The following is a 22,402-nucleotide window of genomic DNA, read 5'->3' as shown; positions in this document are numbered from 1 at the left end:
AGGCACGCCGCCAGCGTTCGTCCTGAGCCAGGATCAAACTCTCAATAAAAGTTTTGATAAGACCCGAAGGTCTCGCTCATTTTGTTTGCTAGCGAATTACTTCACTATATCAATTTTTCATAAAAAATTGTAAAATCTTTTGTGTGTTCTTCTACTAAAGAAGAACTATTACACATTTGGTTCGTCTTACTTTGTTCAGTTTTCAAAGGTCTACATATTGGCTGTTCGCCAACTTGAAATGTTGTCTTAGCAACTTTTATATCATAACTCTTAATGTTGAGTTTGTCAACAATTATTTATTATTTTTTAAAAGTTTTTTTGTTTCTCTCAGAGGCGAACCTCTTTGACAACTTCATAAGAATATCATTTAAAGTTGACTAAGTCAACAGTTTTTTGAAATCTTTTTTTAGTTGTTTCTTTTAAACGAGTCACTCTTTTGCAGCGACAACTTTATAAGAATAGCACGACACTCCTAGCTATGTCAACATATTAATTAAATAAATCCGACTTAAATAATAATTTGAATCTTCCTTCTATATTAAGGTGGAAAAACTTGTCTTTCTAAGATTACACGAAACTATTGACTATTGCCGAATTAACTTGCTAGCAAAGATCGCTCCTGCTTAATTCAAACTCAATTAAGCTTTTATTTATTGCCTTTTTTAAGAATTTTTTTATTTGTAACTCAAAAAGCCAATCATTTAACTGATTGGCTTCTTCCATTAACTTTCAATTCCCCGGTAACCAATATCTTCCCGGTAATAGTATTCCTTCAGATCATGTTTTTTTAATTCTTGATAAATATTCCTTTGAGCCGTTTTAAGATCTTCCCCTTTACTAACTAACATCAGCACGCGACCGCCAGCTGCGACTAATTGGCCCTCTTGATTTGCAGTGACTCCTGAATAGTAGACTGAAACGTTGGTGGCTAGCTTAAACTTCGGTATTTTCATCCCCCTGTCGTAAGCTTCTGGATACCCGCCACTCGCTAGCACTACCCCTAGATGGTAATTTTCTTGATCCCAAGTGATTCTCGGTTCTTTTCCAAGGAAAATATCCGTAATATTTTCAGCTAAGTCACTTGTCAGATGTTCTAACAAGACTTGGGTTTCTGGATCCCCCATGCGGGCATTAAATTCAATCACTTGTGGCCCAGTTGCCGTTGCGATTAAACCAGCATACAAGACACCGCTGAAATCACAGTTTTCTGCAGTTAAAGCTACCACTGTTGGTTCAAGAATACTAGTAATTGCCGTGGCCACTGTTTCTTTCGAAACTTGCGGAACTGGTGCATAAGCCCCCATTCCACCAGTGTTTAACCCTTTGTCCCCAGCTAGCGCCCGTTTGTGATCTTGGGCAATTTCTAGAGGATACATTTTCCCACCATGAACAAAGGCTAACAATGAAAACTCTTCTCCAACTAAAAATTCCTCAATGACAACCCTTTGTCCACTGTCGCCAAATTGTTTCGTTACTAACATCGACTCTAAGGCTAACTTGGCTTCTGGCAAGGTTTCAGGAATAATAACCCCTTTTCCGGCAGCCAACCCATCAGCTTTTAAAACTAAAGGAAGTCCCTGGTCTCTGACATATTGCCAGGCTGGTTCAAATTCAGTAAAGACTTGATAATTTGCCGTTGGAATCTGATATTTAGCCATTAAACTTTTAGCGAATTCTTTCGACCCTTCGATTTGGGCAGCTTTTTGACTAGGTCCAAAAACTTGTAAACCCGCCAAAGCAAAGGAATCAACTAGCCCATCGACTAAAGGTTGCTCCGGACCAACAAAAGTCCAACTAATTTCTTGGTCTAAAGCAAAATCAGCCAGTGCTTGATGATTGTCTTCTGAAATATTGACACAGTTAATTTGGTCCAATCCCATTCCTGGATTACCTGGTGCACAATAGACGGTACTAACTAAGGGGCTTGCTAGCAGCTTTTTACTAATGGCATGTTCGCGGCCACCACTGCCAATGACTAATAATTTCATGTTTTCCTCCTTTAGATAAGTTGATTCAGCTAGCTTTTAATGTTTGAAGTGACGACGGCCAGTGAAAATCATGGCGATACCAAGTTCATTCGCTTTATCAATTGATAATTGATCTTTAATACTGCCGCCTGGTTGAATAATCGCACGAATACCGTGCTCAGCTGCTAATTCGACACAATCTGCCATTGGGAAAAAGGCGTCGCTAGACATCACACTTTGACTTAAGTCATAGCCGGCTGTTTCAGCTTGGTCGATAGCAATTTTAACTGAGCCAATTCGATTCATTTGGCCAGCACCGACTCCGAAAGTTTGTTGCTGATTACCAATCACGATAGCGTTACTCTTAACATGTTTCACGACTTGCCAATTAAATTCTAAGGCTTTGATTTCAGCTGAAGTCGGTCGCCCTTCTGTAACAACTTGCCACTCTCCCAACTCTTCACGACGGTTATCCCCTTCTTGTAGTAAGAGGCCCCCCATGACGGAAGTTAATTCTAACTGCTGTGGCTGTTCCTCAGTCTGGGTGAAGTCGAGGGTTAATAAGCGTAAGTTTTTCTTTTGACTAAGTAAGGCTAAAGCCTCAACAGAGAAACTTGGGGCAATGATAATTTCTAAAAATAGCTGGCTCATTTCCGTCGCTGTAGCTAAATCAACTTCCCGATTTAAAGCGACGATGCCACCAAAAATTGAGATTGGATCAGCTTTGTAAGCAAAATTATACGCTGCTAATATAGTTTTACCCGTTCCGACACCACAAGGGTTCATATGTTTAACGGCCACAACAGCCGGTTCGGTAAATTCATTAATGATTCGTAACGCAGCATCAGCATCATGAATATTATTATAAGATAAGGCTTTGCCGTGGAGTTGCGAACTGCGGCTTAAAGCAAAACTAGGACTTAAAGATTCTTCATAAAAAGCGGCTTTTTGATGGCCATTTTCACCGTAGCGTAGCTCTTCTTTTTTATTGTAAGTAACCGTATAAGTTTCTGGGAAGACTTCTTCCACACTTTCTGTCAAATAGTTGGCAATAATCGCATCATAAGCGGCAGTATGGCGGAAGACTTTGGCGGCTAATCGCTGGCGAGTATGATACGTTGTTTCGCCATTGGTTTTAATCTCTGACAAAATTTGTTGGTAATCAGCGGGATCAACAACGACTGTCACAGATTCAAAGTTCTTCGCCCCACTTCGCAACATGCTTGGACCACCAATATCAATTTGTTCAATCGCTTCTCCTAGAGAGACATTCTCACGACTGATTGTCTCTTTAAATGGGTATAAATTGACACAGACGTAGTCAATCCAATGAATGTCATGGGCTTTAACGGCTTCAATATGACTAGCTTCTTGGCGTTTCCCAAGTAAGCCACCATGAATTAAAGGATGAAGGGTTTTGACACGACCGTCTAGCATCTCTGGAAAGCCTGTGACTTCTTCAATACTAATCGTCGGCACTCCTAATTCATCTAAATATTTCTTTGTGCCACCTGTTGAGATAATTTCAACTCCAGCTTGAACTAATCCTTTAGCAAAATTCTCAACACCATTTTTATCCGATACGCTTATTAATGCTCGTTTCATCGTAACTTCCTTTCTACTCCTTGTTTTTTAGCTGACTCTGTTCGGCAATAATTTGTGACAAGACTTGAGGGTACAATTGATGCTCCACTTGATGAATCCGCTGAGTTAACGTTTCTAAGCTTTCACCTGGGATGATTGGAACTGATTTTTGAATGATAATCGGCCCAGTATCTATCCCTTCATCGATGTAGTGAATCGTCACACCTGTTTCAGTTTCATCCCCTTGGTAAGCTTCACGAATACTGTGTAAGCCGGGATATTTCGGTAACAGGGAGGGATGAATATTAACAATTTTCAGCGGAAAGGCGGTTAATAAATCCGGCCCAACGACTCGCATGTAGCCCGCTAAAACAATCAGCTCCACTTGATACTTATACAACAGCCTTAAAATTTCTAATTCATAGGCTCGACGACTTTCAAAGCTTTTAGGGCTGAAACTTTCCACAGTCACACCTAATTTCAAGCCTCGTTCAACAACTTCCGCACTTGGCTGATCACAAAAAAGTAAGACGATTTCTCCTGGGACTTGCCTTTGGGCGATTGCCTGAGCAAGGGCAGAAAAATTACTCCCAGTTCCGGAAGCAAACACCGCTAATCGCATAACCTTGCCTCAGTTCCTTGAGAATGTTCTTTGATAATAACCTTTTGTTCCGGATCACTCACAACTTTACCGATGACATAACCAACGTCACCTTGCTCTTTCAGTAAGGCTTGAACTTCTTCGACCTTGTCTGGGGCGACTGCTAACATCATGCCAATCCCCATATTAAAAATTTCATACATTTCATGTGAGGGGATCTTGCCGTGTTTCGCTAAACTAGCAAAAATTGGTAAAGCTGGCCACGTTCCTTCTTCAATGACTGCCCCTAAGCCAGTTGGTAACATCCGCGGCACGTTTTCAACGAAGCCACCACCAGTAATATGGGCGATGCCGTTTATTAACTCGGCTTGTAATAGGGGTTTTAAACTATTAACGTAAATTTTAGTCGGTGTCAGAAGTTCTTCCCCTAAGGTTTTACCAGCTAATTCTGGCAGCAAGCTAGCATAGCTGAAGTCTTGGTCTTTAAAATAGATCTTGCGAACTAAGGAAAAACCATTGGAATGAATGCCACTGGCTGCCAAACCGATTAACACATCTTCTGCTTGAACATTTTCAGCTTTAATTAAGCGATTTTTTTCAACTAACCCGACTGTAAAACCAGCCACGTCGTAATGAGACTCATGGTACATATCTGGCATTTCAGCTGTTTCGCCACCGATCAAGGCTGCTCCCGCTTGGACACAACCTTCAGCAACCCCGGCAACGATTTCTTCAATAATTTCTGGCTCAACTTTACTAGTAGCAATGTAATCTAAGAAAAATAACGGCAAGGCACCTTGGGCAATCACATCATTCACGCACATTGCCACACAATCAATTCCTATGGTGGCGTGTTTCCCTTGCTCAATTGCAATCAACAACTTCGTCCCGACACCATCTGTCCCTGAAACTAAGACTGGCTCGGTCATCAACTGTTGAGATAAATCAAACAAGCCTCCAAAGCCACCGACTTCACTTAAGGTTTCTGGTCGTTGGGTTCTTTTAATATGTTTTTTCATCCGTTCCACACTTTTATAACCGGCTGTTACGTCAACTCCGGCTTTACCGTAAGCATTCATCTGAAGTCCTCCTACTATTGTTTAAGTCCGTTAATTAATTCTTTTTCTTCGGGAATCCCGGTGATTGATTCGATAAATTCAGCTTCATAATCGTATAAAGGGGTTGGGTAGTGACCTGTAAAATAAGACAAACATAACCCGCCATCTGGGTAACCAGGATAAGGTTCCCCGATTCCTTTAACTAAACCTTCAACACTTAAATATTCTAATGAATCTGCCCCAATTAATTGACACATTTCTGCTTGGCTATGATTTGCCGCTAGTAGTTCTTCTCGGGTGCGAATGTCGATCCCGTAATAACAAGGGTACTTCAAGGGCGGCGAGGCCACTCGGACATGAACTTCTTTCGCATTCGCTTCTCGTAACAACTGGACAATCCGTTTAACCGTCGTCCCACGAACGATGGAATCATCAATAATCACCACTCGCTTGCCTTCAACTACCCCTCGAACTGCCGAAAGTTTCATGCGAACCCCTTGTTCCCGTAACTCTTGGGAAGGTTGAATAAAGGTGCGACCAACGTAACGATTTTTAATTAAACCTAATTCGTAAGGCAAGCCCGCTGCTTCGGCATACCCAATCGCTGCTGAAATACTTGAATCTGGCACACCCGTTACAACATCGGCATCAATAAAGGCTTCTTTAGCTAATTCTTTCCCACAACGTTTGCGAGCGGAATGGACATTGATACCAGCAATATCAGAATCCGGTCGGGCAAAGTAAATGTATTCCATACTACAAATCGCTGGCTGAAAAGCTTCAGTGTAAGAACTAATTTCAATCCCTTGGTCGTTAATTACGACTAATTCTCCCGGTTGGACGTTTTGAATAAATTCAGCCCCAACCGTTTCAAAGGCACAAGTTTCTGAAGCAACCACATAAGCATCGTTAATTTTGCCGATCGACAACGGTCGAAAACCATTCGGATCTAAGGCGGCGTAGAGGGCGGTTTCTGTTAATAACAAGTAAGCAAAACCACCATGAACTTGTGTCAAAGCGACTTTCAGATTACTAGTAAAGTCTGCTTGTCCGGCTCTTTTCAACAAATGGGCTAAAGCTTCGGTATCCGACGACGTTTGAAAAATCGCCCCGTCCTTTTCTAGTTCACGACGTAAGCTTTCAGAATTTGTTAAATTGCCATTATGAGCTAAACCAAAAGAATCTGCTTGAAAATGAAACAAAAAAGGTTGGACATTAGCTAAATCTTTATTGCCAGACGTGGCGTAACGGACATGACCAATGGCACCAGTCCCAGTGAGATGCCCTAACTGGTTTTCTGAAAAGACTTCTGCTAACAAACCTAGTCCCCGATGACCTTTCAAGGCTGTGCCATCTGTCGAAACAATCCCAGCCCCTTCTTGCCCACGATGTTGCAAACTATGTAAGCCGTAATACGTTAGTTCCGCAGCTAAGGGATGATTCCAAATACCAAATAACCCACATTCTTCATTTAAGCTTTTGACTTCATTAAGCATGGAATGCCACCTTCCCATAACGCTTTCCAAGTAGTGACTTGACCAGTTAAGACGGTTTCTGTTGTCTTAATTTCCCCTTGACCGGTTGCTGAAACCCGGCCGATTAACTGCGCTGTTCCTTGACTTAAGTCTTCAAAGGCCGCTTGATTACTTGGGGCGACTGTGACGATAAAGCGGGATTGACTTTCAGAAAATAATTGACTGTTCGCTAGTTCTAACTCAACACTAAAGCCTAAGTTTTTTTCAAAACTCGCCTCAGCTAAGGCCACTCCTAAGCCCCCTTCTGCTAAATCATGAGCGCTCTTAATTAAGCCACTGCGGATACCTGTTAAAACTAAGTCTTGATGCGCTTTTTCAGCAACTAAATCTAAGTCTCTTAATTGGCCAAAAATTTCACCGACTAACATTTTTTGAATTTCACTGCCGTGGTAATCATCTTGGGTTTCGCCAATCAGATAAATCAAATCATCTGGGGCTTGAAAGCCTTGAGTCGTGACATGAGCTAAATCACTGACTAAACCAACCATGCCAATCACCGGTGTTGGATAAACGGATTGACCATTCGTTTCATTGTAAAGTGAGACATTACCTGAAATAACTGGCGTTCCTAAAGCTGTACAAGCTGCCGCAATTCCATCGGCTGACGTCCATAACTCCCAAAAGCCTTCTGGTTTATCGGGACTGCCGTAGTTTAAACAATCGGTAATCGCTAAAGGTTGGGCGCCACTACACACAATGTTGCGAGCTGCTTCAGCAACAGCAATCTGGCCACCTATCTCGGGATTTAAATACAAGTAACGGCCATTACAATCCATCGTCATCGCTAAACCTTTATTTAAGCCTTTAATTCTGACGACCGCTGCATCACTACCTGGTTTTACGACTGTATTTGTTTTAACTTGTGAATCGTAAGTCTCATAAAAAGATTTTTTTGAAGCAATCGTCGGTTGTTGTAATAAGCTTTCTAAGACAGCTTTCGGGTCAGTTACCGCTGGTCGGTAAGCTGGCATTTCTGCAAACTTCTGAATCCGCTCTGGCACTGCGTACTCTTTATAGTAGGTTGGGGCTTCTTCAGCTAAGGCATCCACTGGTAAATCAGCAACTAGTTCCCCTTGATGATAGAGTTTGTACTGACTGTCCGTTGTTACGTGACCAATGACGACAGCTTCTAAACCATAACTTTCAAACAAGGCTTGAACTTGAGCTTCTGCCCCTTTCGTGACACATAACAGCATCCGCTCCTGGGATTCTGACAACATCATTTCGTAAGGGGTCATAGCTGTTTCCCGTTGTGGCACCTCATCTAAATTTAAGATCAAGCCACTACCAGCTTTTGAAGCCATCTCTGAACTAGAAGAAACTAAACCAGCGGCTCCCATATCTTGAATGCCAACTAAAATTTCCGCATGGTTGCGAATTAAATCTAAACAGGCATCCATTAATAATTTTTCCATAAAAGGATCGCCGACTTGAACGGCAGAACGTTGGGCTTCTTCCCCTTCACTAAATTCTTCAGAGGCAAATGTGGCACCATGAATGCCATCACGGCCAGTTTTAGCCCCAACATACATAATCGGATTGCCAGCTCCTTTCGCTTGGCCTTTTTGAATGTCTTGGTGGTCAATCAAACCAACACACATGGCGTTAACTAACGGGTTGCCTTCATAACAAGGGTCAAAGGCGACTTCACCACCAACTGTAGGAATCCCAATACAGTTGCCGTAAAAGGAAATTCCGGCAACGACTTCTTTTACTAAGTATTTCGTCCGGGAGTTTGTTAATTCCCCAAAACGCAAAGAATCTAACATGGCAATCGGTTCCGCACCCATGCTGAAAATATCGCGAATGATGCCGCCAACACCAGTAGCTGCTCCTTGAAAAGGTTCAATCGCTGACGGGTGATTGTGACTTTCAGCTTTAAAGACGACTGCTTGTCCGTCACCAATATCAACAATTCCCGCTCCTTCGCCCGGCCCTTGAATGACTTGAGGTCCAGTCGTTGGAAATTTCTTTAAGACGACTTTTGAATTTTTATAAGAACAGTGCTCGCTCCACATCACAGCGAACAGGCCAGTTTCAGTATAATTTGGTAATCGGCCTAAAATATCTTCTGAAATTAGGCGGTACTCTTCATCAGTTAATCCCCACTCAGCATAAATCCGTTGTTCTTTAACTGCTTGAGGTTTAAGTTCTTGTAATTTCATTTGACTGTCACCTTTCCTAAATGATTGATTAAAGATTGAAAGAAGGCCTTGCCGTCAGTGGAACCTAACAAAGCTTCAACCGCCCGTTCCGGGTGAGGCATCATCCCTAAGACATTTCCTCTTTTGTTCACAATTCCAGCAATTTTTTCTACACTTCCATTAGGGTTATTCCCCTCATAAGTAAAAATAATTTGATTGTTGGCTTTAAGTTCGGCTAAAGTCTCCTGATCACAATAATAATTCCCTTCACCGTGGGCAATCGGTAAGGTGATTTCAGCTGCTTGACCATAGGCGTTTGTAAAGATTGTTTGGTTATTAACGACTTTTAAAGGAGCCGACTGGCAAATAAATTGCAAATTTTCATTAGGCTTTAACGCCCCAGGTAAAAGTCCGGCTTCTAACAAAATTTGGAAACCATTGCACGTTCCGAAAACTGGTTTACCAGCTTCGGCAAAGGCGATAATCGCAGGCATAATTGGTGAAAAACGAGCAAGGGCGCCACAACGCAAATAGTCCCCAAAAGAAAAGCCTCCTGGTAGTAACAGTGCGTCATAACCAGTTAAACTTGTTTCATTATGGGAAATAAAATCGATCTCTGCTTCCATGATTGTGCTGACTGCGTAATAAATATCATGGTCACAGTTTGAGCCTGGAAAGGTCACAACAGCAAATTTCACGATTAGTTGACCTCCTTGATGTTAAAGCGGTAAGCTTCCAACACTTCATTAGCAAATAATTTTTGACAAAGTTCTTCCACGACTTCTGCTACGGGACGAGCAGATTTAGCAATGCTTAACTCAAAATATTTACCGATTCTAACATCTGTTACTTCTTCGTATTCTAATTGATGAATGGATTTCTTCACCGCTTCACCTTGGGGATCTAAAATTGATTCTTTATAAGTCACAAACACTTCCACTTCGTACATTTTTTACTAACCTCCATGAGTTTTTTTATTTTTTTACCGTAATGACTTTTTGTAAACGTTGAAAAATTTCTTGATAACCAGTTAATAAATCACCAGTCCCTTTGCGATAGACATCTTTGTCTAAAGATGTTCCTGTTTTCATATCCCAAAGACGGCAAGTGTCAGGAGTAATTTCATCTGCTAGTAGCAACTCTCCCCTTTCAGTCACACCGTACTCGACTTTAAAATCAACTAAAGTTACGCCGATTTTTTGAAACAACTCTTGTAACACTTGATTTAAATGTAATGTTAGTTGATACAGTTCTGAAATTTGGGACTCCGTAGCTAAACCTAAAGCTAAAATATGGCCCTCGTTCATCATTGGGTCATCTAAGAGGTCGTTTTTATAATAAAACTCAATAATCGGCACTGGCAAAAGAGTGCCTTCGACAACGTCAAACTTCTTAACAAAACTACCAGTGGCGACATTTCGCAACACAACTTCTAAAGGCAGCATCTCAACTCCTCGGACTAACTGTTCCCGGGAAGATAGTTGCTGAATAAAATGATTGTCAACTTGTTGCTGATGTAAATAAGTAAAAATCAAACTAGTAATTTCATTGTTCAATTGGCCTTTACCAACGACTTGATCTTTTCTTTGACCATTTAAGGCCGTAGCTTGATCTAAATAAGTCACATGAAGAACATTCTCCTCCGTCGTTCGACAAAGCTCTTTCGCTTTTCCTTGATAAACCAACTCTTTTTTTAACAAAAATCCCATCTCTCCTTTTATACAGGAACACTTTTCAGGAATAACCGAAAAACGTTCGCCTTACTCTTGTTTTCATCTTACCAAGGTTAGTTCGGCATGTCAAAGGAATTCATTAACCTTAACTAGTTTTATTTAATTATAGTTCGTGTTTTACATCTTTATAAACTAAAAAAAAGCAAGTTAAGAAATTATAACAGCCAATTTCTTAACTTTGCTTTCATTTCCAAATCGCGGATTTAGCGATTTCTGTTTGTTTTTCTGCCAGATTTGTCGTTAAAATAGTCACATGACCGACTTTCCGTTGGTCTTTATTTTCCCTTTTACCATACATGTGAACGTGCCAAGTCGGTTGGTTAATTAAGGCTTCTTCTAAGGCAGTCACATGCTGACCTAAAATGTTAACCATCACTGCTGAGCTTAGTAAGTTAACTTCCGGTAAGGGGCGATTACAAATCGCTAAAATATGTAAGTCAAACTGGGAAAAATCACAGGCTTCGATTGAAAAATGGCCTGAATTATGGGGGCGAGGGGCCATTTCGTTAATAACAAGGCGACCATCTTTGCCTAAGAAAAATTCAATTCCAAGAATCCCCTCTAGTTGAATTTTTTCCGCTAAAACCTTTGCTAACTCTTGAATTTCCATAGTTATCTCACTAGATATACTGGCTGGGACGAGACTTTGATGAAGGATATTTTGGACATGCTGGTTTTCAGCCACAGGCAAGAGGGCAATTTCCCCTCTGTGGTTGCGGGCCACCATGATTGATACCTCTTTTTCAAAGGGAAACCAACTTTCTAACAAACATGGACCGACAGCGACTAGTTCCGCAATTTCTCTTTCAGGAAAGCCGCCTTGAATTACTAGCTGACCGTGGCCATCATATCCCCCTTCCAGCGTTTTTAAAACAGCGGGATAGCCAATCTCTGTTAAAGCTGTCTGACATTCTGGAACACTTGAGACTAAACGGTAATCAACTACAGGCAATTTATTTTCAGTTAGAAAAGCTTTTTCTTTTTGGCGATTTTGAGTTATTTCTAATAATTGAATTCCTTGAGGCATTAAGACTTCTTGGGCGACTTGGGCTAAGCCTTGGCTATCAACATTTTCAAATTCATAAGTTAAGACATCACAACGACGGGCCATCTCTGCCAAGCCTTGAGGGTCATCATAATCAGCCAAGATTTGCCAATCAGCAACTTGCCCGCCGGGACAATCGGCTTGAGGATCAAGGACACCGACAAAATAGCCCATCTCTTTAGCTGAAAAAGTTAACATTCGACCTAGTTGACCGCCACCAATAATGCCAATCGTTTGTCCCGGCTTAATCATTTCAAGACAAGTCATGGCTATCCTCCAAGACTTTACCTGCTTTTTCTGCTCGTTTGGCAATTAAAAGCTGACTTAATGTTGGGTCATTGAGAGCTAAAATTTGTAGAGCTAATAAGCCACTATTAGTCCCGCCGGCTTCACCAATTGCCACTGTTGCTACTGGTACCCCAGCTGGCATTTGAACAATTGACAATAAGGAATCAATCCCTTTTAATGTTCGTGATTTAATCGGAACGCCAATGACTGGGATGATTGTTTTGGCCGCTACCATGCCTGGCAAATGAGCAGCTCCCCCAGCGCCGGCAATAATGACTTGAACCCCTCGCTCTAAGGCTTTTTCCGCAAACTCAAACATATAATCTGGCGTTCGATGGGCTGAGACTACTAACTTCTCATATGGTATTCGGTATTCTTCTAAGACTTGACAGGCCAAACTCATTGTCGGCCAATCTGATTGACTCCCCATAATTACTGATACTTTCACTGACATCGCTTCAGCCTCCTTAAATTAATTCTAGTTTAACAAGGTCTGGTCTATGGGTCAAGGGAAAGACGAATAATATAAACATTCTCTCTTAAATCATTCGTAAAAAGGCAAGAAGCCGACTTTCGTCTACTTCTTGCCTTTTACTTTAACCTTTACGACTAATATTGATAAATTCTACTTGGTACTCGCGGATTTTTTTCATAATCCCTTCAGAAGGTTCTTGATCTGAAATAATGAGATCAATTGCCGCATAGTCTGAGGATTTAAAAAGTGAATTTTTGCCGAATTTACTTGAGTCGCAGACTAGAATTGTCTTTCTAACTCTCTACACTACTATGGTCTGCTGACTTCTTATAATCTCCCCGGTTAAGAACCGTATCTTGCACTTACTTCGCTTTGATTTGTTTCACAACCTTGTTTTCAACTAGGCACTTACTACTACCAATTGTGCTAGGACTTTCCCCCATTACATTACCCAGTGCCGGGCGAACAAAAAAAGCCAAAAAAAGACCTAACTCAACACGAGTTAGGTCTTTTGATTATTTATGTAATTAACTATTCTTTACCACTTAATAGGGCATCTTCTGCCGCCATTTTCGCTTCAATATCGCTAATACTATAAACATTTTCACTTGCCACACCGATTTCTTTCGGTTCCATGTTACGGTACTTAGGCATACCAGTACCGGCAGGAATGATTTTACCGATGATAACATTTTCTTTCAAGCCTAATAGTGGATCTTTCTTACCGCGAATCGCAGCATCAGTCAGGACACGAGTTGTTTCCTGGAATGAAGCAGCTGATAAGAAACTATTAGTTTCAAGAGAGGCTTTAGTGATTCCTAGCAAGACTGGACGACCAGTTGCCGGTGTGCCACCAGAGACTAATGTTGCAAAGTTTTGTTCTTTAAATTCTGAAATATCAATTAACGTACCTGGTAAGATATCAGTGTCACCTGGGTCCATAACACGGACTTTACGTAACATTTGACGGACCATTACTTCGATATGTTTGTCGCCGATTTCTACCCCTTGCATCCGGTAAACTTTTTGGACTTCTTTAAGTAAGTAGTTCTCAACAGAAATAACATCGCGAATTTGTAGTAATTGTTTTGGTTCAATTGATCCTTCTGTTAAAGGTTCGCCACGGTTGATCATATCACCTTCAGCAACTTTTAGACGAGAAGTATACGGTACTGCGTATGTTCTTGTATCTGTTTTACCTTTGATTGTCACTTCACGAGTACGTGTCGCAGCATCTTCAGTAATATCAATAATGTCACCTGTAACTTCAGTCACAACTGCTTGACCTTTCGGGTTACGAGCTTCAAAGATTTCTTGGATACGAGGTAAACCTTGAGTAATATCATCTCCGGCAACCCCACCTGTATGGAACGTACGCATCGTTAATTGGGTACCAGGCTCGCCGATTGATTGAGCGGCAATTGTTCCAACTGCTTCCCCAACTTCAACGTCAAGACCAGTCGCCATGTTACGACCATAACAGTGTTTACATACACCGTGTTTCGTATTACATGTAAAGACGGAACGAATCGTTACTTCTTCAACGCCAGCTTCAATCACAGCTTTTGTTAAATCTTCAGTAATCATTTGGTTAATACCAACCATCACTTCCCCAGTTTCTGGGTGCATAATTGATTTACGAGCATAACGACCTAGTAAACGTTCTTCCAATGTTTCAATGACTTCGTTACCTTCTTTAATTGCTTTAACGACTAGACCTTGGTCAGTACCACAGTCTTCTTCGCGGATGATAACATCCTGAGCAACGTCAACTAGTCGACGAGTTAAGTAACCTGAATCGGCAGTTTTCAGAGCGGTATCGGTCATTCCTTTACGAGCTCCATGGGTTGAGATAAACATCTCTAAGACGGTTAACCCTTCACGGAAGTTCGAAATGATCGGTAATTCCATGATACGACCATTCGGTGCGGCCATCAACCCACGCATCCCAGCAAGCTGAGTAAAGTTGGAGATGTTACCACGGGCACCAGAGTCACTCATCATGAAGATTGGGTTTTTGTCGTCTAAGCTTTCCATCAGTTTTAACTGGATGGCATCTTTAACGGCATTCCAAATCCCAATAACACGTTCATAACGTTCGTCATCTGTAATTAGACCACGACGGAATTGTTTTGTGACATTTTCAACTTTAGTATGGGCTTCATCAATTAATTCTTGTTTTTCGTGTAAGACAACGATATCAGCAATCCCTACGGTCATACCGGCAATTGTTGAGTGTTTGTAACCTAAGTCTTTCATTCTATCAAGCATTTTTGATGTTTCAGTAATTTTGAAACGTTTGAAGACTTCAGCAATAATATTACCTAAGTTTTTCTTCTTGAAAGGTCCGATTAGCGGTTGCTCTTTAATATAAGCAGGGATATCCGTGCCATTTTCAACAAAATACTTGTCAGGTGTTTGAACTGCTAAGTTGTAATCAGTTGGTTCGTTTAAGTAAGGGAATTCCGGTGGCATAATTTCGTTAAAGATCGCTTTACCTACAGTTGTAATTAAAGTTCTCTCACGTTGCCACTCAGTAAATGGTTTTTCTGTCATTGCTGACGTTTGTAAACCAATCCGCGTATGTAAATGGACGTAACCATTTCTCCAAGCTAATTCTGCTTCTTGGACATTACGGAAAATCATTCCTTCGCCTTCACGATCATCTTCTTCCATGGTTAAGTAATAGTTACCTAAGACCATATCTTGAGATGGTGTAACAACTGGCTTACTGTCTTTCGGGTTCAAGATGTTTTGGGCAGCAAGCATTAACAAACGAGCTTCTGCTTGAGCTTCTTCATTTAAAGGTACATGGACAGCCATTTGGTCACCATCGAAATCGGCATTATAGGCTTCACAGACTAATGGATGCAGACGGATTGCGCGACCTTCAACTAGAACCGGTTCAAAGGCTTGGATACCAAGTCTGTGTAACGTCGGTGCTCGGTTAAGTAAAACTGGATGTTCTTTAATGACATCTTCTAAAACGTCCCAAACTTCGTCTTCTTGACGTTCGATTTTACGTTTAGCATGTTTGATGTTACTAGCGATTTCACGACCAACTAATTCACGCATCACAAATGGTTTGAATAACTCAATCGCCATTTCTTTTGGTAAACCACATTGGTACATTTTTAAGTTAGGTCCTACGACGATAACCGAACGACCAGAATAGTCAACCCGTTTACCTAGTAAGTTTTGACGGAAACGACCTTGTTTCCCTTTAAGCATATGTGAAAGAGATTTCAATGGACGGTTACCTGGTCCAGTAACTGGACGGCCACGACGACCATTATCGATTAAAGCATCAACCGCTTCTTGCAACATTCTCTTTTCATTTTGAACGATAATATTTGGAGCCATTAAATCTAATAAACGTTTCAAACGGTTATTACGGTTAATTACCCGACGGTAAAGATCATTTAAATCAGATGTGGCAAAACGACCACCTTCTAGTTGAACCATCGGACGTAAATCTGGTGGAATAACTGGAATAACATCCATTACCATCCAGCCAGGTTCGTTACCTGAGCTACGGAAGGCTTCTAAAATATCTAAACGACGAATTGCTCGTGTTCTTTTTTGGCCAGAAGCTGTTTTCAAGTCTTCTTTTAAGCCGATAACTTCATTTTCTAATTCAACATCATCTAATAAACGTTTAACTGCTTCAGCACCCATGCCAGCTTGGAAGCCTTGGCCGTACTGTTCACGTTTTTCGCGATATTCACGTTCTGTTAATAATTGTTTTTTCTCTAATGTTGTGTCACCAGGTTCGATAACGACATAAGAGGCAAAGTAAATGACTTCTTCAAGGGCACGGGGGCTCATATCTAAAATCAGACCCATCCGACTTGGAATCCCTTTAAAGTACCAAATGTGAGAAACTGGTGCCGCTAATTCGATATGAGCCATACGCTCACGACGAACTTTCGAACGAGTGACTTCAACCCCACAACGGTCACAGACAATTCCTTTGTAACGAATTCGTTTGTACTTACCACAGGCACATTCCCAATCCTTAGTCGGACCGAAAATTCGCTCACAGAAAAGTCCTTCACGTTCTGGCTTTAGTGTCCGGTAGTTGATTGTTTCCGGCTTTTTAACTTCGCCATATGACCAGCTTCTGATTTTTTCTGGAGAAGCTAAACCAATTTGCATGCTTTCGAATTTATTTACATCGATCAAAAGGTGTTCCCTCCATTTCATAATTAAAAATACTCTAGAAAAATTAAGTGTCAACAAACTTGATGGAAGCCTGCCTTATTACGAAAATTAGACAGGTCTTCTAACAAAGTTTAGTAAATCTAAGACAACGTTTTAATCTTTTTTCTCAGCATTTTTTGCAGCTTGTTCTTGGGCGTATTTAGTTAATGCGTCAACGGTAATTAAATCGTCTTCGTCATCATCCATGTCACGCAATTCAATTTCTTGATCGTCGATATCTAAGACTTGCATATCTAAACCTAATGATTGTAATTCTTTTACTAACACGCGGAAAGATTCAGGAACTCCTGGTTTCGGAATTGGTTCACCTTTAACGATTGCTTCGTAAGTTTTAACCCGACCAACAACGTCATCTGACTTGTAAGTTAAGATTTCTTGGAGTGTATAGGCCGCTCCATAGGCTTCTAAAGCCCAAACTTCCATCTCTCCGAAACGTTGTCCACCAAATTGAGCTTTACCACCCAATGGTTGTTGTGTTACTAGCGAGTAAGGTCCAGTTGAACGAGCATGTAATTTATCATCAACCATGTGAGCTAGTTTCAGCATGTACATGACACCGACTGATAAACGATTATCAAAAGGCTCACCTGTGCGACCGTCGTAAAGAACTGTTTTAGCATCATTAGCCATTCCAGCTTCACGAACTGTTTCCCAAACATCTTCTTCACTAGCACCATCAAAGACTGGTGTTGCTACGTGAATACCTAATTGACGAGCAGCCATTCCTAGATGTAATTCCAGAACTTGTCCGATATTCATCCGTGATGGTACTCCTAATGGGTTAAGCATGATGTCGACTGGCGTACCATCTGGCATAAATGGCATGTCTTCTTCTGGCATAATGCGAGAAACGACCCCTTTATTACCATGACGTCCGGCCATTTTATCACCTTCGTTGATTTTACGTTTTTGGACGATGTAAACGCGAACTAACATGTTCACACCTGGTGATAATTCATCGCCAGCTTCACGAGTAAAGATTTTTACGTCGTGAACGATTCCGCCGCCACCATGTGGCACACGTAATGATGTATCACGAACTTCACGGGCTTTTTCACCAAAGATAGCGTGTAATAAACGTTCTTCGGCTGATAACTCAGTCACACCTTTAGGAGTAACTTTACCAACTAATAAATCGCCATCGCGAACTTCAGCACCAATGCGGATAATTCCCATTTCATCAAGATCTTTCAGAGCATCTTCACCAACGTTAGGAATTTCACGAGTAATCTCTTCTGGTCCTAATTTAGTATCACGAGCTTCTGATTCATACTCTTCAATATGGATTGATGTATAAACGTCATCTTTAACAAGACGACGACTCATAATAATCGCATCTTCATAGTTGTAACCTTCCCAAGTCATGAAGGCAACAAGGACGTTTTGGCCTAAAGCCATTTCGCCTTCTTCCATTGACGGGCCATCTGCTAAGACGTCACCTTTATCAACTTTTTCACCTAAAGTCACAATTGGGCGTTGGTTATAACACATACCGGCATTTGAACGACGGAATTTTGTAACTGCATACTTATCAAGAGTTCCATTTGAACGACGAACGCGAACTTCGCTAGCATCGACAAATTCAACAACTCCATCTTCGGCAGCAACTAAAGCTGAACCTGAGTCATGAGCGGCTTTATATTCCATCCCAGTTCCCACAAGTGGTGAACGAGGTTGAACTAAAGGCACGGCTTGACGTTGCATGTTCGCTCCCATTAGGGCACGGTTGGAGTCATCGTTTTCCAAGAAAGGAATACAAGCTGTGGCAACAGCAACTACTTGTTTCGGTGACACATCCATGTAATCAACTTTAGCAATATCAACTTCTAAGTTCTCACTTTGAATACGGGCCATTACGACTTCGTTAGCAAAGGTGCCATCTTCATTTAATAATGAGTTAGCTTGAGCGACCATGTAGTGATCTTCCTCGTCAGCTGTTAAATAATCAATTTCAGTTGTTACTTGGCCAGTTTTACGGTCAACACGACGGTAAGGTGTTTCAATAAAGCCGTAGTCGTTAATTTTAGCGTAACTTGACAAGCTGTTAATTAAACCGATATTCGGACCTTCTGGGGTTTCAATCGGACACATTCTACCATAGTGGGAGTAATGTACGTCACGAACTTCATAACCAGCACGGTCACGAGTCAATCCACCGGGCCCTAAGGCTGATAGACGACGTTTATGAGTTAACTCACCTAAGGGGTTCGTTTGGTCCATGAACTGTGACAACTGAGATGATCCGAAGAACTCTTTGATTGAGGCAACTACGGGACGAATATTAATTAATTGTTGTGGTGTTAACGTTTCAGTGTCTTGAATCGACATTCTTTCACGAACCACACGTTCCATCCGGGCTAAACCGATACGGAATTGGTTTTGTAATAACTCACCAACTGAACGAATACGACGGTTACCTAAGTGGTCAATATCATCAACATTGCCAATTTCTTCTTGTAAGTTAAAGAAGTAACTCATTGTCGCAATCACATCAGCTGGAACAACTGTTTTACATTCTGCATCAATTTGCCCGTTACCAATCACGTTAATGACACGTTCAGGATCTTTTGGTGCAATGACTTTGATTGTTTGAATAATCATTGGGTCAGTCACAACGCCATCTTTTGTTGGTTCGTAAGTTTCGTTGTTTAAACCAGCATCTAAATGCTTGCCTAACTCATCCATTACTTCGTGGCTGATGACTGTGCCTTTTTCAAATAAAATTTCGCCAGTTTCTGGATCAACTAATGTTTCTCCAAGCGTTTGATTTAACAAACGTGTTTTCAAGCTTAATTTTTTATTGACTTTGTAACGACCAACAGCTGCTAAGTCATAACGTTTTGGATCGAAGAAGCGAGCATATAGTAAGTTACGTGAACTATCTGCTGTTTTCGGCTCACCTGGACGTAGACGTTCGTAAACATCTTTTAGACCTTCTTCAACTCGTGAGTCTGAGGCATTTTTATGAATGTCTTTTTCTAATGTTAAACGTAAGCTTTCATTATCGCCAAAAATTTCTAAAATTTGGTCGTCTGATCCGAAACCTAAGGCACGGACTAAAACTGATAATGGGATTTTACGAGTACGGTCAATTCTAACGTAAGAAATTTCTTTGGCATCTGTTTCTAACTCTAACCAAGCGCCACGGTTAGGAATAACTGTAGTACCGAAACTCTCACGGCCGTTTTTATCTAATTTACTGTTGTAGTAAACACCAGGGGAACGAACTAATTGAGAAACGATAACCCGTTCTGCTCCGTTGATAATAAATGTTCCCATGTCAGTCATTAGTGGGAAGTCCCCGAAGAAGACTTCTTGGGCTTTAATTTCACCTGTTGTTTTGTTATCTAGGCGTAATGTGACATGAATCGGTGCTGAATAGTTAGCGTCATGTGCACGCGCTTCTTCAACGGTATACTTTGGTTCTTTTAATTCATAGCCAACAAACTCTAAAGATAATTTGTCACTAAAGTCTTTAATCGGTAAAATATCTTCAAACATTTCTCTTAGTCCTGTATCTAAAAACCATTTGTAAGAATTTGTTTGAATCTCGATCAAATCTGGTAACTCTAATACTTCACTGATTCGTGCGAAACTTCTACGTTCGCGATGCTTTCCGTATTTGACTACGTGTCCAGCCAAGCTCTTCACCCCTCTGATTTTTCTTCAAAACACCATCTTTATTACATTCTCGTTACAATTGTTAAATTCAGATAACAAATGTATATCACGAGGCTTTTTAGGCAAAAAAAAACCAAAAATAGAAATTTCTCTTTTATTTGAGCTTCTACTTTTGTTTTCCTATTAAAAAATGCGAAATGGACAATATTTCACCCCACATTTTTGTGATTTCAGATAGCTTTTGCAACTAACTATTATAATAGAGTTTTAATTTTTTGTCAACAGCTGACTTAACTTTTTCTTAGTTCTCCCTCTTATTAGCCTCCTCTTGTAATATAACTCTTCTTATATATACTAAACTTACCTTTCTTTTCCTTCCCTTAAAAAATATTACTATTTTAATAATTTAAATTCTCAGGACTTCCTGATTTTAGTTTACAGATAACGTATAATAAAAACAGAGAACCCTTTCACGTTTTCCCTAAAAATCCTGAACTTTAAAACCAAGCAGTAACTACTACTTTAAGAAAGAAGGAGACGACATCATGGCATACAACTATTGGAATGACTACGAAGTCTATCACGCAGTTCTTGAAACTGATAATGGTGACATTAGCCGGCTATTTTCGATCGATAGCCACTACTCTCGGGAAGACATTCATGAGCAGATCCTTGAGCACTTTCCCCGGATTTCTGGGATTAAATCATTAGATAGCTGGGGCACCGCCTTCGGACTAAAAGAAAGGGACACGTCTGATGAATTAGCCTTAGTAGAAGCCTTAGAAAAAAAATTCGCTTTAATGGTAGCCTCTACTAGCCAGCAAAAGGCCGACCACTTCCGGGATTTCATGAGCCAATTAGAGTTGCATTACTCTAGTACCCTTTTTAATCAACACGCAGACTCTGACCGTTTGCCTGAACGGCTTCTCTATAACAAAATCAAAGCCGCTCGAGACCAAGCTTTAATTAATGAATACTTAGCAAACCAACTAAATTCCGCGGGCCTTGTCCCTTAAAGAAAAGAAAGCGGTTATCAATTGCCGTCTTTTTGAATTTATGGTAAGATAGAAGTGGGATATCTGTAATGTTCGAATCGTTCCAATCTGTGTTGACCGAACATTTTTAGTATTACTTCGGGATTCAACGAGTTCAAAAAGAAAGCAAGCCTTATCACTTGGTAGTTTGACGTTTGGACAGCGAACCCCACCTGCTTACTGCGGGATCAATACTCCGGAATGATCAACGGCATCAACGGATACTGCCCATTATTTTTAATTTAACTAAAGCAATTTGCGCAGGCAAATTGCTTTTTATTCTATTAAGGAGTCACTTATGATTAAACTACTATTACCGCTGACAGCCTTAATTTTAACGCTTATCGGCTATTATTTTGCAAAACACCGAGTTAACTTAAGTCATGTCTTAGGGGAAGAAGAAAACCAACTCAGTATTCAGCAACTCTTCCTAGCATTAAGCAAGACTTATTACGGACTAGCCTTACTTGGCCTGGTTTTATTTTTCTTTCCGACAAAAACTATCGCCTTAGGCTATATTTCAGTAATCATGATTGCTTCGGCAGTCTTCAGCCTTAAACTATCAAAAAAGATCTCTTAACTTAAACTAGACAAAAGGAGTTGCTCACTATGATCCAACAATACCAAAACATCCTTGTCGCCGTCGACGGCTCTGATGAATCGGAAAAAGCCTTTAAAAAAGCGGTCAACGTCGCTAAAAGAAACGACGCTAACCTCGTCTTAGCTCATATTATCGACACCCGAGCCTTTCAATCGATTTCTTCCTTTGACGATGAATTAGCTAACCAAGCGACTACTATGGCGAAACAGACTTTAGCTGAATTGACAACCTTCGCTAAAAATCTCGGAGTTGAAAAAATCACCCAAGTCGTGAAATACGGGGCCCCAAAAACTATTTTAGCCAAAGACTTGCCTAGTGAGTATCAGATTGATTTAATTATGGTCGGCGCCACTGGCTTAAATGCGGTAGAACGCCTCTTGATCGGTTCTGTCTCAGAGTACATTATTCGCCACGCTCACTGTGACGTTTTAGTAGTGAGAACTGATTTAACTAGCCCTAACTAAAAACAAAAAAGACTTTCGCCAAATTGGC

The 22,402-nt window shown here is 40.8% G+C and carries 15 protein-coding genes, 1 other RNA gene and 1 pseudogene; 4 read left to right on the top strand and 13 right to left on the bottom strand.

The window, feature by feature from the left end; all coding sequences use genetic code 11:
* Positions 1 to 722: 722 nt before the first annotated feature.
* From purD to rpoB, 13 genes and pseudogenes are all read right to left on the bottom strand, one after another.
* Positions 723 to 1,988 (bottom strand): phosphoribosylamine--glycine ligase, encoded by a 1,266-nt coding sequence (gene purD / locus CBF35_RS05665; RefSeq protein ID WP_126778998.1) that lies wholly within the window; start codon positions 1,986 to 1,988, stop codon positions 723 to 725.
* 36 nt (positions 1,989 to 2,024) lie between these two features.
* A complete protein-coding gene (gene purH, locus CBF35_RS05660; RefSeq protein WP_126778997.1) occupies positions 2,025 to 3,572 on the bottom strand; it encodes a bifunctional phosphoribosylaminoimidazolecarboxamide formyltransferase/IMP cyclohydrolase in 1,548 nt (515 codons plus the stop codon).
* Positions 3,573 to 3,585: 13 nt separating this feature from the next.
* On the bottom strand, positions 3,586 to 4,173 hold the full coding sequence (purN, locus tag CBF35_RS05655) for a phosphoribosylglycinamide formyltransferase (protein WP_126778996.1): 588 nt from the start codon (positions 4,171 to 4,173) through the stop codon (positions 3,586 to 3,588).
* Positions 4,164 to 5,231: a phosphoribosylformylglycinamidine cyclo-ligase gene (gene purM, locus CBF35_RS05650; RefSeq protein ID WP_126778995.1), complete on the bottom strand. Its 1,068-nt coding sequence runs from the start codon at positions 5,229 to 5,231 to the stop codon at positions 4,164 to 4,166. The genes purN and purM overlap by 10 nt, the downstream gene beginning before the upstream one ends.
* 14 nt (positions 5,232 to 5,245) lie before the next feature.
* Positions 5,246 to 6,706, bottom strand: coding sequence for an amidophosphoribosyltransferase (gene purF / locus CBF35_RS05645; protein WP_126778994.1), 1,461 nt, complete (start codon positions 6,704 to 6,706; stop codon positions 5,246 to 5,248).
* The gene (gene purL, locus CBF35_RS05640; protein ID WP_126778993.1) at positions 6,682 to 8,910 is read right to left on the bottom strand and encodes a phosphoribosylformylglycinamidine synthase subunit PurL; all 2,229 of its coding nucleotides are present in this window, start codon (positions 8,908 to 8,910) and stop codon (positions 6,682 to 6,684) included. Before purL ends, purF begins: the two co-directional genes overlap by 25 nt.
* Positions 8,907 to 9,587 carry a phosphoribosylformylglycinamidine synthase subunit PurQ gene (gene purQ, locus CBF35_RS05635; RefSeq protein ID WP_126778992.1) on the bottom strand — a complete coding sequence of 227 codons (681 nt, stop codon included), beginning with the start codon at positions 9,585 to 9,587 and terminating at the stop codon, positions 8,907 to 8,909. Before purQ ends, purL begins: the two co-directional genes overlap by 4 nt.
* A gap of 2 nt (positions 9,588 to 9,589) precedes the next feature.
* Complete coding sequence (gene purS / locus CBF35_RS05630) at positions 9,590 to 9,838, bottom strand: phosphoribosylformylglycinamidine synthase subunit PurS (RefSeq protein WP_126778991.1); 249 nt, start codon at positions 9,836 to 9,838, stop codon at positions 9,590 to 9,592.
* 25 nt (positions 9,839 to 9,863) lie between these two features.
* Positions 9,864 to 10,589, bottom strand: a complete 726-nt coding sequence (gene purC / locus CBF35_RS05625) for a phosphoribosylaminoimidazolesuccinocarboxamide synthase (protein WP_126779003.1) — start codon at positions 10,587 to 10,589, stop codon at positions 9,864 to 9,866.
* A gap of 217 nt (positions 10,590 to 10,806) precedes the next feature.
* Entirely contained in the window at positions 10,807 to 11,934 is a 1,128-nt protein-coding gene (gene purK, locus CBF35_RS05620) for a 5-(carboxyamino)imidazole ribonucleotide synthase (RefSeq protein ID WP_244922568.1), read from the bottom strand.
* Positions 11,921 to 12,409: a 5-(carboxyamino)imidazole ribonucleotide mutase gene (gene purE, locus CBF35_RS05615; RefSeq protein WP_126778990.1), complete on the bottom strand. Its 489-nt coding sequence runs from the start codon at positions 12,407 to 12,409 to the stop codon at positions 11,921 to 11,923. The genes purK and purE overlap by 14 nt, the downstream gene beginning before the upstream one ends.
* 552 nt (positions 12,410 to 12,961) lie before the next feature.
* Positions 12,962 to 16,615 carry a DNA-directed RNA polymerase subunit beta' gene (gene rpoC / locus CBF35_RS05610; protein ID WP_126778989.1) on the bottom strand — a complete coding sequence of 1,218 codons (3,654 nt, stop codon included), beginning with the start codon at positions 16,613 to 16,615 and terminating at the stop codon, positions 12,962 to 12,964.
* A 138-nt stretch (positions 16,616 to 16,753) separates the two neighbouring features.
* Positions 16,754 to 20,305, bottom strand: a pseudogene (rpoB, locus tag CBF35_RS05605) (DNA-directed RNA polymerase subunit beta); the annotation flags it as partial.
* Positions 20,306 to 20,820: 515 nt separating this feature from the next.
* Here rpoB and CBF35_RS05600 point away from each other — a divergent pair.
* The 4 genes from CBF35_RS05600 (at position 20,821) to CBF35_RS05585 (ending at position 22,374) form a co-directional block, all read left to right on the top strand.
* On the top strand, positions 20,821 to 21,291 hold the full coding sequence (locus CBF35_RS05600; RefSeq protein ID WP_126778987.1) for a hypothetical protein: 471 nt from the start codon (positions 20,821 to 20,823) through the stop codon (positions 21,289 to 21,291).
* 57 nt (positions 21,292 to 21,348) lie between these two features.
* A non-coding RNA gene (ssrS, locus tag CBF35_RS05595) (6S RNA) lies at positions 21,349 to 21,537 on the top strand.
* A 70-nt stretch (positions 21,538 to 21,607) separates the two neighbouring features.
* Positions 21,608 to 21,889: a hypothetical protein gene (locus CBF35_RS05590; RefSeq protein ID WP_126778986.1), complete on the top strand. Its 282-nt coding sequence runs from the start codon at positions 21,608 to 21,610 to the stop codon at positions 21,887 to 21,889.
* Positions 21,890 to 21,918: 29 nt separating this feature from the next.
* Positions 21,919 to 22,374, top strand: coding sequence for a universal stress protein (locus tag CBF35_RS05585; protein WP_126778985.1), 456 nt, complete (start codon positions 21,919 to 21,921; stop codon positions 22,372 to 22,374).
* Positions 22,375 to 22,402: the final 28 nt, after the last annotated feature.

The organism is Vagococcus salmoninarum, assembly GCF_003987495.1.
GTDB lineage: Bacteria > Bacillota > Bacilli > Lactobacillales > Vagococcaceae > Vagococcus_D > Vagococcus_D salmoninarum.
The sequence above is the reverse complement of the archived record's forward strand: the minus strand, read 5'-3'. Positions and strand labels throughout refer to the sequence as shown.